This is a genomic window from Paenibacillus septentrionalis (assembly GCF_042659865.1).
Lineage (GTDB): Bacteria > Bacillota > Bacilli > Paenibacillales > Paenibacillaceae > Pristimantibacillus > Pristimantibacillus septentrionalis.
The window spans coordinates 105,999-118,247 of sequence record NZ_JBHSTE010000006.1; the positions used below are offsets into that span (position 1 = coordinate 105,999).

Here is a 12,249-nt window from a genome sequence, read left to right on the forward strand (position 1 = left end):
AGGGGGATTGACGAATGAAACAACAAAAACATTTTGCATTCCGTAAGCCCTCAGACTGGAATAATGGCATAGCTGTTCATCTTGATCCTTATGTTCATGGTCTTCAAATTCGTAAAGATCATCACTATCGTAATGTGCAAAAATTAACTTTGCCTGCAAGCTATGAGGATACGACATGGAAGGATGCTATCGTTGCGAAAAATGGGCGATGGTATTGGCTGGATGATCAAGAGCGCGTCTGGCGAATGGAACGAAATTTTGCAGCTATAGAGCTGGTTTTTGTGTTGCCTGCTCAAGAAGGCTTAATGGCGCATCGGATATCTATCCAGGATAATTTACTCGTCGTACTCTATCAGAGCAACGATGAAGACAGCGGCAAGCACTCCCAATTGTTTTGTTATTTTCTGGACAGTGGTCAATTGAAATGGAAGCTGGAAGCTTTTAAAGATCAACCGTTTGTGGCAAGTGCAGTCTTGCTGCTGGACGATCAATCGACCGTTGTCACCGGAACATTGCCTGGTGCACAGCACGTACAATTGTTGCAGTTCGATAATATAGGACTGGCGATGAATGCTGTAGATGTATATCGCTGTTCTGCAGCGCTTGTTCATGAGGCTGATTTCATAGAAGAGTGGAGCGCTCGCAATCGTTTGCTACAGCATAAAAACGGTGATGTCGTCTATGCAGATGCTATAGAAAATCAGATCGTATGCTGGGACGTAAAAAAAACGATACGTTATCTCACATTGGATCGAGACATCTCCAACATCGTAAGTATGGCAATAGATGAGAATAATCAATATTGGATGTTATTGCTGGAGCAGCAGGCAGAAGAGGGCAGATTAATTTCCTTTGATGAGAATGGAAGGTATGTGGAGCACGGAACAACACCGCTTACAAAGGGGCAATATGTCGTCGCGCGTGGAGATCAATTGCAAGTGATCAATGTGACTGACGGATTTGCCTATACGCTCATCCCGCAGCTATTGCCGAGCTTTTGGGATAAGAAGCAAAGCTACAGTGGTGTGTGGCTGTCTATGCCGCTTAATAGTGGCGAGTTGGGGACGCAGTGGCATAAGATCATTCTGGATGCAAGCATTCACAACGACACCACGATTAACATTCATGTATTTGCAACCGATCACCTGGAGGTGAACGTTGCAGGGGAGAAAATTCATCTTGTGGAATGGCTGCAGCATAACGAAGCACCAATGGAGCAAAAGCTGGACATTTTGCAACCACTATGGCAGCAAACGATTGTAGATCCGCAGGATGCTTTGCTCAACAATTTGATCGGTCAATATTTAATGGTAGCCGTAGAGCTTATGGGAACCGATAGCCATTCTCCTGGGTTGCATGCATTAGATGTGTATTTTCCGAGACAATCCTATGTTTCAGATTTACCCGTAATCTATCAGCGGACCGATAGTGGATTTTTAACGAACTACCTCAGCATATTTCAAACCTTAATCGAGAAAACGGATCAGCGTATATTGTCGGCACCGAGAACATTGGAAGCAAGCATGAATAGCGGCTCCTCACTAAAATGGCTGTTAAGCTGGTTAGGAATTGATAGCGAGGATTATTGGTCGGAGGAGCAGTTGCGAGAATTGCTCATTCATGCCCCCAAGCTATCCAACATGAGAGGGACACGATATGCGATAGAAACTTTGGTGAAGATCTATACAGGCTATCGCCCCATCATATTGGAATATGACGACATTAAGCCATTAAAGGAAAATATTGAGCTTCGCGATGTTGTAGATCGGCTTTATGTAACCGATCCGCATACCTTTAACGTACTGGTAAAAGCCGATGTCGTAGATACAGAGCTGAAGCGTATCACCTTGGAGCATATTTTAGATAAATACAAGCCTGTATTCTCAGCATGCAAGCTGGTTGTACTGCAGCCATGGGTATACATGGATCTTCACTCTTACCTTGGTATGAATACGATTTTAACAGCGCCACAGCAGTTGCTGCTAGACGGTATTTCATCAATGCCTCATCATACGATTACGATGGAGCTTGGTCAGGAAAATCAATTGAATAAGCATTCTCGTTTAGGCTTAAATTCACGATTAGAATAAAGGGGAGAATAGGAAATGAATCGATCAAGATATGTGCCGTTTGAAAGGAACCGTTATTTTTATGGAAAGCTATTGACGGTTCGCGACTTTATGACAGAGCAGACCTATAATGCCGACAAACGAAGACTAGTAAACCGACTATTGTATGGGAGCGGAGTTGTAGCTGGCTTACAGGTAGTTGCTGTAGATGATAAGTCTATTGCAATTGAAACTGGAGTTGCTTTAGATGCGCTTGGAAGAGAAATAGTCGTTCCTTCTCCAATGACCATGAAGCTTTCTAACGTGGATGGATTTACCAATCATGATTACGCTAAAAACGTGTATCTATGTCTTGCCTATAATGAGAAGCCGAAAGAGCCTGTCCATGCTGTAGGGGGAATGAGCAATAGCGAGGAAATTAGTGAACATAACCGTATTCAGGAAAGCTATCGCTTGTTCGTAACAGACAAGCGACCTAAGCATCCCAATATATCATTTGAGCATCTTATGTTCAATGAATGGGCATGGTACGATGATGGATCGGTCAGCATTTATCAGTACACGCCTCGTTATATCAAGCAGGATGAGGAATTTGAGATTACACTTGTAATTGAAAAAACGCTGCAATCTCCACCTGTTTCATTTGAATTCATCCCGCAATTTCCTTCCTTAACAGTTGTCGATGGTGACGTTGATGGAAAAATCGTGTTTCAAGAGCCGCTCGACAGCGGGGAAACACAGTTTGTTAAGCAGATTAGGCTAAAGGCAGCTACGCAAGAGGAAGGAATGGAGCAGGCAGAGAGTGTACTGTTTTTATCCGCAACTACTGGCAGTGTGAAGCTAACGATAGGAGATCGTGTTGTATACGATCTGAACGTATTAAAGCAGAAGCTTGAAATTATTGAGCAGGATGTGGCGAGCAAAATCATTAGTGATTACTATAATCGTCCGCTTGATCTTGCTTTGGATGCTCCGAGCGAACCGAGTATTTATTTGGCACAGTTAAATTTGCTGCAGCTCGGGGCTAGTTATGTTATTGATAAAATCATTCCACAGCCTTTTCAGGACTATGTGATGAATCCTACGCTGCTCTATAAGCTGATGAAGCATAAATTTATCGCCGCAGATCGTAACGGCCAATCGGCTCAGCAAGCAGATATCATTCCATTCGATCAAGTGAAAGCACCGCAGCCTTTTCCACTTATTGAAGAGGAGTTTGCACGCATTATGCCAGAGACGGAAGAGATTGAACCGACGCCAACGGTGACCACGGGCATCGCAGAAATTTCTATCGTTTCTGAGAAGAAGAAAAAGTGGTTCCAGAGTCGTGAGAGTACCTTCTACTCTGAAGAGATTAAGCACGGATTTACCGATAGTGTGCCGTATATTACGACAGCGATTTCGGATGAGGATATTAAATCCGATGTTGCCGTGCCGGAAATGTGGAAAAAGAGTGATGCTCTCATCTCAGGTGATCTCAGCATATTGAAGGGATCAGAGTATGAGCTGCATTATCCGAAGTTAAGCATAGCAATCATTCAATTTCCAACGAATCAAACATTTCGAATTGCAGTAAAGGTTCATAAAAAAACAGATATTATGCGTGTTCGCGTGCGTTGGTGGGCAACTGGAGCTGTAGCCGTTAAGGCAGAAGAACTGCCACAGCATGCACATTTAGAAGCAGCTGCAGCCATAGAATAGCTACTAAAATAGCCGTCTCAAGTCAAAGGGTATGACTCAAGACGGCTATTTTTCATTCTCTCTCTTTCAATATGACTTTTGCATATTGTGGTTCTTCATCCTGATTTAAACGAATGAGATAGGTAATATCCGCTATGTTAAACGTATAGGACAGACCATTTTTAGTAAGCTTAACTTGCTCTGGATCAGCTTGAGATCTCTCAAGTAATTCATGATAGAAGGTCGTAAGCACGAGCCCACCTGATAAAGTCATTTCGTACAACTCATACTGCTCTACCTCTATATTCTCTTGTCGGGTAACAAAAGACAGACTTAATGCTGCATAGTTTTGTTCAATCCATTGTCCTTGAATTGGCTTATCTTCTTCTGCCTGAGATACAGGTTCTATTGTCGTGGAAGCAGGTTCCGTATCTTGCGCTTCCGTAGCATTTGTACGATCCGTGTCTGGATTATCTGCCGAATCTGAGTCAGCGTTAGTGTCCGCAGGTTCCGTTTCAACTACGATAGGCGCAGGCAAATCATCAACGATATAGACCGTGCTAGGCGCTTGACCTAACAGCAGCTCACGCTCCTTATAGCCTAATCGCAGCAGAGCATTGAAGTCCAGATAATCGTTAGCAAAAAATCCGTGGTAGATGAGCTGAGTGCCATCCTGATACCATTTGCCTTCACCGTTGCGTTTGCCGAACTTATAGGTAGCTGCATATTCAAGAAGTCCGTCCTCGTTATAGGCCTCTCCAATTCCATGATATAATCCATTAGAGTAATTGCCTTGATAGATCGTATTGCCATTTTCATTGAATAGCGTGCCTGGTCCATGATACTGATTAGATTGAAGCTGTCCTTTATACATCACATTCCCATTTTCAAAGTAGGATGTGCCCTCGCCGGTCTGTTTACCGTTAATGAACTGACCTTCGTAGCTTATGAAGCCATTGGAATATAGCAGCTTACCATTGCCATGAAAATTTCCATTAAGAAACTGACCCTGATAGATCATTTGCTGCTGGTCATCATATAGCGTTCCTTCGCTCGCATATGCGCCGTTCGCAAACTCGCCTTCATACAATAGTGTAGCGTGATCGGTGTATAATCTTCCTTTGCCATGAGGCGTTCCATTTTTTAATGCGCCCTCATAATGCACGGAGCCGTCCGCATGGAACAGCTTGCCTTCACCTTCATATGCTCCATTCAAAAGGGCGCCGGTATATAGTAAGACAGCCGAATCGTTATATAAGGAGCCATTGCTTAGCAGGCCTTGTGAAAATAACCCTTGCTCTATTAATGTTCCACTCGCATTGTATCGCTTGCCCTGGCCATCAAACTCACCAGCCAGGAAGCTGCCTTCATATTGCAAGGTTCCGTCCTCTGCATACAGCGTGCCTGCTCCATTGTACAAACCAGCACTAAAAGCACCCTCATATTGAATCTGACCATTAGGGTAGTAAAGAATTCCTTGTCCATCATATTTGCCTTCCACTAAATTACCAACATACAGAAGCTGCTTATCACTGTTTTTCAATATTGCTTTTCCTGTGAAATTAGTTCCTTGTTCGCTGACCGTTATGGTAGGTGTACGCTTTAGCAAGTTATTGATGAATTTGGGAGGTCTGATAAATATTAAAAAGTAGAGTAATAGAATAACGATTAGGATAATGACAATAAATTTTTTAGAAATATAGTAATTACCTATAGCAACATAGCTATCCTTCGTGATTTCCTTTTGTCCAAGTATTTCTTTAAACTTGCGCTTAATCCATTTGGCTAGTAGCTTGGGCCAGCTTTTCAATCGCTTTAAAGGCATAATAATGCGTTTTTTAATAGGATTGACAAATGGCATAATAATTTTTTCTATCATTTCTCGATCTCCTTCAAATCATGTCAAAAGGGAATAGATTGTTAAGGAGCTTGGATTGTGACTTGTCCAGGTGCTTGCACAGAAATGACTCCGCCATAACTGCACATACATTTGCATGAGTTGGTTACTGCTGGGAAATTATTAATTTGCACGGTAGGAGAACCGGGCGTCCAGGGTGAAGCAGGAACAGGCATGCAGGGCATAGGCGTAAGCGCACCAAATGCTGCAGCTGTAGCGCTTGCTACGGTAGGATTGGCTAATGATTGACACAATATAAAGGGAGAAATATTAACAATTGCTTTATTATCCATAATATTAGCGATGGGGAGAGAGGTTGTGACTTTGTTTGCTGGGAGTACATTAAAGATCGACGGACCTGTTCCAAAGCTACATTGCAGGACAGCTCCACCACAAACGACATTTGCGATGCGAATCACCCTCTTTGTTAAATAAACATCTAGCATAAGTTTACTATTTGACATAAAAGATTGCAATAAAGAACTAGTAGTATGCTGGCTAAATATAGTAAAATAGCATTGGATACATAAAGAGTTGTGATGCAAAGACTATAATGTAATGGGGAGAAATAATGAAAAGAAAGTTAATAGTTTGCTTTGCAGGTATACTATGTTGTGTATTCTTATTGGTTCAGTTTAGAGGATTAGGTTCTATGCAGCCGCTTCAAAAAAATTTCCCTTTTGAAGCTGTCTCCCAGGCTGTCATCGACCAGATGGATTCTATGTATGTGATCGCACATTCAAAATTATCTCTCACTAAATTGGACATGAACGGTAAGGTCGTGTATGAATTGGATAGTTCGTTGAAACAAGGTCAGCAAAATACGTATATGTATAACGATCTGGCTGTCGATGAGCATGGCAATGCATACGTTATTGTAACCGTGTTGGATGAATTTGGTTTAAAGGTTGTTCGTGAGCATATTTTGAAAATTTCATCAGACGGAAAATCACGTCAAATGCTCTACACAGACAATATCCCGAACACAGAAACCCATATGCGAGTAGGTAAACTCCAGCGACTACATATCGAGCAAAATCAGTTGTACTTCTATAAGAAGCAGCCCCAGAACAATTCGGCTATTCTCATGAGTATTGATCTTGTACAAGATAGTTTATTGAAGCCGCCTACTGAAGTTCATTCTGTATTACTGCCTCCCAATCAGTATTTGAAAGAGATTATTGGTACACCCTCCTCCCATATCTATTATTCTACAAAGCAAGGACATTTATTTAGCGAAGAACATGATAACGATCTACAGTTGTATCCAGAGAAAGATGTTGTCACAACTCATTTTCCAGTAGAGCTTTCGTTGTATGAGAATGAATTATATTACGTTGATAATCAAGTGGAAACGATCTATTCCGTTAACAAGCAGATGCAGACAAAGCTAAGATTAGATGTAGCATCAATAACACAACCGTTAGAAAGCAAAGCAGAATGGTGGGGATTAATTGATTACTCCATTACTCCGCAGGGCAAGTTTGTGTTGACAAGTGAGGAAATGATCGTCGTTAGCGATGCGAACGGGAAAATTGAAAAAGTGCTGGAAGGCTATCACTACAGTATAGGTCAAGTCATCAAGCAATTGATGTATGTGCTGCTTGTATTGATCACAATCGGTTTAATGGTTCTGTTTCTTCGCATGGTTTACAAGGATGTGATGAAAGGAAGACTGTCATTAGTTGCCAAGCAATTATTAATTGTCCTTCCTGTCATTGCGGTATGTATGGCGTGGCTAACGCACAGCATTAACGCCTCAGTAGCACAGCAATTAAGAGAACAGACGGTAAGACAGCTTTCTATTCTAGCCACGAATGGTCAATATTTAATTGATGGTGACTTGCTGGAAGATTTGAATAGTCCAGCCGATTATCGCTCCTCATCGTTCACCCAGCTGAAAAACCGATTGAATGGTCTATTTACAACATCAGGAGACAATAGGGGCGGGCTATACAACACCATATATCGTTATGTAGACGGTGAGCTGTACATCTTAATGGATGATGATGACGGCGTTACGATGTATCAGCCTTTCGAAACAAATGAAAGCAATATGAGGGTATTGGAAAAAGGCGAGGTTGTTGTTGAAGAGTGGACAGACGCAAGTGGCAGCTGGGTTTACGCGATCGGTCCAATCTATAATAGCAAGCAAGAAATCGTCGGTATCTATGAAACGGGACAGGCTATCGTTGCTTTAGATATAAAAATTGCACAGTTGAGAGATCATGTCATCGAAATCGTATGCTGGATCAGTATTGCGCTATCGGCTGTTATTGCCTTAATGACCGTCTACTTCTTAAGCTCAATTGGAAAGCTAAGAAAAACAGTTAATCTGATTGCAAGCGGAGAATGGAATGTAAAGGTAGATATTCATACAAAAGATGAGGTTGAAGAGCTCGGGCAACGTTTTAATATGATGACAACTGCCATTAAAACGTATATTTCCGAGGTAACGAAGCTCAATGGTGCCTATCTTCGCTTTGTGCCACAGCAATTTTTGAAGCTGCTAGGTAAAGAGAAGATGACGGATATTCAATTAGGCGACCAGCAAAATCGCTATATGACGATCCTTGTCTGTCATGTTCGTAATTTTGATGAGCTGTCACAAGATATGACGACGGATGAGAATTTTACATTTATTAATCAATTTCTCAATCAATTTGGTCCTATTATACGTGAGAACAACGGCTTTATTAGTCGCTATTTGGGGCCAGGCATGCTAACGATGTTCCCCCGCAAAACCTCTAATGCGTTAGAAGCTGCGCGTCAAATAAGAGCACAGCTGCTGAGCTACAATCAAGATCGCGAGCAGCGGGGATTAGTACCAATCGATATTGGAATATCGATACACGCTGGAGAAGTCATGCTCGGCATTATTGGAGAAGAGAAGCGGATTGAAGGCAGTGTGATTTCCAATCATGTCAATCTGGCGATTGATTTGGAGCGACTTAGTCAGACGCTCGGTGTATCGGTGCTAGTAACCTCTCAGGTTGTTGAAGGCATCACTCCTCTGGAAAGAGAACGCTTTAGACATTTGGGGGAGGTGGAATTGACCTCACAGAGGCATTCCATTCAACTTTATGATTGGTTTGAGACTGATTCTCCTTCCTTGAAACAGCAGAAGACAAAAGATAAGGCAATGTTTGAAGCTGCAGTAGAAGCATTCCGTCAAGGGAAGTATGAAGCTGCTAGAGAAGGCTTTGTACAAATTATGAAAGCCAATCGCAACGACCTTATAGCTAAATATTATTTCTTTAAATGCGATGAGTTTTTACATTCAGGATTGATCATAGAGCAAGAAGCCAAGCTGAAATTTTAGAGAATAGGACGGGATTGCTATGGCACTAGAGGGTGAATCAGGGTTAGAGATAAAGCGGATTGCATCAGGCACAGATGCTGGAAAAGTATCGGATTTTTTATTAGGCAAGGATTGCTTTGATGATCAACGGTTTACACCGGGCGAGTTAGAGCAGCTGCGTTATTTGCCACTAAAGAGCATCCAGGATAAAACGGTGCAATGCTGGTTTCAAGAGCTGAATGGCGATATTATTTCAGCTATCATATTTGTCGAAAATGAGCATTTAAGTGGTGGATATCGTTTGGATTATTTCGGGGTGCACCGTGCGTATCGTAAACAGAAGCTGGGACTAAAGCTTATGACCTTTATGTTGGACTACTGCAAGTCAAGCAGCGGTCGCTATATTGAAACCTTTACATGTGATCTTCCCGAATATGAGCAAGCGAGAAGAATGTTTCTAAACTGCGGTTTTCAGATTATGTGTCACCTGCCGAACTATTATTATCCTGGAGAAGGCAAGCTGATCTATATGAAGCATTTGGAGATGTCCTAACACCAGTATGAGCTCACTTCATATCATGTATTGCATATACGAAATTTACCTACTATTATAATAGCTGGAACAACAAAATATAAAGCAAGCTATATTACAGCGCGAACGTAGATGAAGGAGGCATTGACATGTCAATTGAAAAAAAAGAACTATCAGCAGAGCAGCGAACAGAAATTATTACGCTGTTGAAGGCTCGTTTTGAAAAAAACATGAGTCGTCACGAAGGGATGCAATGGGCTGATGTTCAAGCAAAGCTTGAAGCAAGTTCGGACAAGCTATGGTCGCTATATGAGATGGAAAGAACAGAAGGAGAGCCTGACGTGATTGGCTATGATGATGCGACAGGCGAGTATATGTTCTGCGATTGCTCCAAGGAAAGTCCGAAGGGACGCAGAAGTTTGTGCTACGATCGTGAAGCGCTGGAAGCAAGAAAACAGCATAAGCCTGAAAACAGTGCGATTGATATGGCTGCCGAATTAGGAATAGAGATATTAACAGAGGAGCAATATCGCGAGCTGCAGAAGCTTGAGAATTTCGACTTGAAGACGTCAAGTTGGCTGCAAACACCATCTGATATTCGTAAGCTTGGCGGGGCCATTTTTGGAGATTATCGTTATGGTCAAGTTTTTGTGTATCATAACGGAGCCGATTCATATTATGCTGCAAGAGGTTTTCGTGGTTTACTGAAGGTTTGAGCCATGCTGCTACAGGAAAAAACAATCACAAATACATACGTCCACGTGCTCTTATAGGAGTACATGGACGTTTTTGTTTTTGTGATTGAATTAATACGTAGCGTCTTTGTTTGGCGACTTGTTTTCTCCCTCTGTTTTTTCGATGACCTCTTGTACGGTTTTTTCTGTAACACCGGGGAGATTGTCATCGTTAATGATTTGACTAATATCATCCTTGCGCTTTATACCCTTTACCCAGAAACCGCCATGGAAATGTCGCGGCTCATGTGAAATGATAAATGCTTTTGAATCGTACGCAATGATATGGTTATACAGCTCCTGCTGCCTTTTTCTTCTAGTCAATATTTCCATCATTAAACGAGGACCGTCTCTGCCTTCACCGAGCCACGACGTCACGCCAAATCCAACATCTCTTAATTTATTTGGAAGCTGTTCGTCGAAATGATTGGTAATAACTTTTACGGTTACGTAGCCGAGTGCCAACATTTCTTCAATTTTTGAACCTAATAGCACACCAAGCGCATAACCCGCTGCATATGCGATCAGATTTTGTATGTCGTTTAAATTATCCAGTACCAGTCCTAAGCCGATTACGTAAATCATCACTTCTATGGAGCTAAGCGCTGCTGCCAAAAACTTTTGTCCCTTCAACGTGAGAATCATCCGGACTGTAAAAAATGATACGTATACGATGTTTATCGTTAAGATGATAATAACCATCCCCATCATGTGCACCTCCTCGAAAACATATACGGCACTTATTGTGCACTGTTAAGTGTAACGTATATGGAGATGGTGTTCAAATTCGTGCAAGGTTATAATATACTTTACCTAAATTAGGATGGAAAGGAATTCGGAAATGAAAAAAGTTATTGTAATCGGCGCAGGAATACTAGGTGCTTCAACGGCCTACCAGCTGAGCAGACTGGGAGCGGATGTCATCATTATCGACCGCAAGGATGCAGGACAAGCTACGGATGCAGCTGCAGGGATTATTTGTCCGTGGCTGTCACAGCGCCGAAATAAGGCATGGTATCGTCTTGCTAAGGCTGGTGCAAGCTTCTATCCAGCGCTAATCCGGGAACTGGAAGATGGCGGAGAAATTGATACAGGATATGCCAAGGCAGGAGCACTATGTATTCATTACGATATGACAAAGCTGCTGGCGATGAAAGAACGAGCGGAACTTCGAAGAGAGGAAGCGCCTGAAATAGGAGAACTCACACTACTAACAGATATGGAAGCTAAGGAAAAATTCCCATTGCTGTCTGAAGGTTTTCATGCTTTGCATGTATCTGGAGCCGCTAGAGTCGATGGTCGCAAGCTGCGAGATGCTCTGTTAACAATGGCACAGCAAAACGGTGCGCAGATCATAAGAGGAGATGCTAGCTTATCGTATGTAGATCGTGAAATAACAGGTGTTAGGGTTGGAGACCAAGAATTGCTGGCAGATGAAGTCATTGTGTGTGCGGGAGCATGGTCTAATGCTTTGCTGCATCCGCTCGGTATTATGATTCAGGTGCACTATCAGAAGGCTCAAATTATGCATTTGCTTGCTGATCAAGTCGACACCGGGCATTGGCCTGTCGTTATGCCTCCATCCGATCAATACTTACTTGCATTCGAGGAGGGACGAATCGTCATTGGCGCTACGCATGAAAATGATGTAGTCGATTATAACACCTCCATTACTGCCGGTGGAATGCATGAAATATTGAATAAAGGTCTTCAAACCGCTTCAGGACTTGCAGCTTGTAGTCTAAGCGAGATAAGAGTAGGATTCCGTCCGTATACTGCTGACTTTCTTCCAGTGCTTGGAAGGGTAGCTGGCTGGAACAATCTCATCGTGGCCAATGGGTTAGGCTCATCGGGCTTAACAGTGGGGCCATTCCTTGGCCAGCAGCTAGCGAAGCTGGCTATGCAGCAACAGCTGGATATACCACTTGAAGATTACGCACTAGAGAAGGCAATGTCTCAATCTTAAGTACGATTCGAATAAGCAATAAGCTGCAGCATCCTATTGAAAATAGATTTCTAGAAAAACAAAAGGAATG

9 protein-coding genes are annotated in these 12,249 nt (G+C 42.4%); 6 read left to right on the plus strand and 3 right to left on the minus strand.

Translation table 11 applies throughout. The features are described 5' to 3' along the window. Positions 1-14 precede the first annotated feature (14 nt). On the plus strand, positions 15-2,090 hold the full coding sequence (locus ACFP56_RS17525) for a phage tail protein (RefSeq protein WP_379236953.1): 2,076 nt from the start codon (positions 15-17) through the stop codon (positions 2,088-2,090). A gap of 15 nt (positions 2,091-2,105) precedes the next feature. Then, positions 2,106-3,770 (plus strand): hypothetical protein, encoded by a 1,665-nt coding sequence (locus tag ACFP56_RS17530; RefSeq protein ID WP_379236955.1) that lies wholly within the window; start codon positions 2,106-2,108, stop codon positions 3,768-3,770. A gap of 52 nt (positions 3,771-3,822) precedes the next feature. On the opposite strand, the gene ACFP56_RS17535 is transcribed toward ACFP56_RS17530, so the two are convergent. Together ACFP56_RS17535 and ACFP56_RS17540 are read right to left on the minus strand one after the other, a co-directional pair. Then, positions 3,823-5,628 (minus strand): hypothetical protein, encoded by a 1,806-nt coding sequence (locus tag ACFP56_RS17535; RefSeq protein WP_379236957.1) that lies wholly within the window; start codon positions 5,626-5,628, stop codon positions 3,823-3,825. Positions 5,629-5,669: 41 nt separating this feature from the next. Further along, positions 5,670-6,065, minus strand: coding sequence for a DUF4280 domain-containing protein (locus tag ACFP56_RS17540; RefSeq protein ID WP_379236959.1), 396 nt, complete (start codon positions 6,063-6,065; stop codon positions 5,670-5,672). A gap of 233 nt (positions 6,066-6,298) precedes the next feature. Between ACFP56_RS17540 and ACFP56_RS17545 the strand changes: the two genes are divergently transcribed. From ACFP56_RS17545 to ACFP56_RS17555, 3 genes are all read left to right on the plus strand, one after another. Next, entirely contained in the window at positions 6,299-8,968 is a 2,670-nt protein-coding gene (locus ACFP56_RS17545) for a HAMP domain-containing protein (RefSeq protein WP_379236961.1), read from the plus strand. Between the two features lie 19 nt (positions 8,969-8,987). Continuing rightward, entirely contained in the window at positions 8,988-9,500 is a 513-nt protein-coding gene (locus tag ACFP56_RS17550; protein ID WP_379236963.1) for a GNAT family N-acetyltransferase, read from the plus strand. 128 nt (positions 9,501-9,628) lie between these two features. Continuing rightward, a complete protein-coding gene (locus tag ACFP56_RS17555) occupies positions 9,629-10,195 on the plus strand; it encodes a DUF4256 domain-containing protein (protein ID WP_379236965.1) in 567 nt (188 codons plus the stop codon). A 90-nt stretch (positions 10,196-10,285) separates the two neighbouring features. On the opposite strand, the gene ACFP56_RS17560 is transcribed toward ACFP56_RS17555, so the two are convergent. Continuing rightward, a complete protein-coding gene (locus tag ACFP56_RS17560) occupies positions 10,286-10,921 on the minus strand; it encodes a DUF2179 domain-containing protein (RefSeq protein ID WP_379236967.1) in 636 nt (211 codons plus the stop codon). A gap of 133 nt (positions 10,922-11,054) precedes the next feature. On the opposite strand from ACFP56_RS17560, the gene ACFP56_RS17565 reads away from it, so the two are divergent. After that, positions 11,055-12,179 carry an NAD(P)/FAD-dependent oxidoreductase gene (locus ACFP56_RS17565; protein ID WP_379236969.1) on the plus strand — a complete coding sequence of 375 codons (1,125 nt, stop codon included), beginning with the start codon at positions 11,055-11,057 and terminating at the stop codon, positions 12,177-12,179. The last annotated feature ends 70 nt before the right edge of the window (positions 12,180-12,249 follow it).

Bases quoted from the DNA above. Each gene is read 5' to 3' on its own strand.
- ACFP56_RS17565 (WP_379236969.1), top strand. From the start codon at position 11,055: ATGAAAAAAGTTATTGTAATCGGCGCAGGAATACTAGGTGCTTCAACG.
- ACFP56_RS17525 (WP_379236953.1), top strand. From the start codon at position 15: ATGAAACAACAAAAACATTTTGCATTCCGTAAGCCCTCAGACTGGAAT.
- ACFP56_RS17555 (WP_379236965.1), top strand. From the start codon at position 9,629: ATGTCAATTGAAAAAAAAGAACTATCAGCAGAGCAGCGAACAGAAATT.
- ACFP56_RS17550 (WP_379236963.1), top strand. From the start codon at position 8,988: ATGGCACTAGAGGGTGAATCAGGGTTAGAGATAAAGCGGATTGCATCA.
- ACFP56_RS17535 (WP_379236957.1), bottom strand. From the start codon at position 5,628: ATGATAGAAAAAATTATTATGCCATTTGTCAATCCTATTAAAAAACGC.
- ACFP56_RS17560 (WP_379236967.1), bottom strand. From the start codon at position 10,921: ATGGGGATGGTTATTATCATCTTAACGATAAACATCGTATACGTATCA.
- ACFP56_RS17545 (WP_379236961.1), top strand. From the start codon at position 6,299: ATGCAGCCGCTTCAAAAAAATTTCCCTTTTGAAGCTGTCTCCCAGGCT.
- ACFP56_RS17530 (WP_379236955.1), top strand. From the start codon at position 2,106: ATGAATCGATCAAGATATGTGCCGTTTGAAAGGAACCGTTATTTTTAT.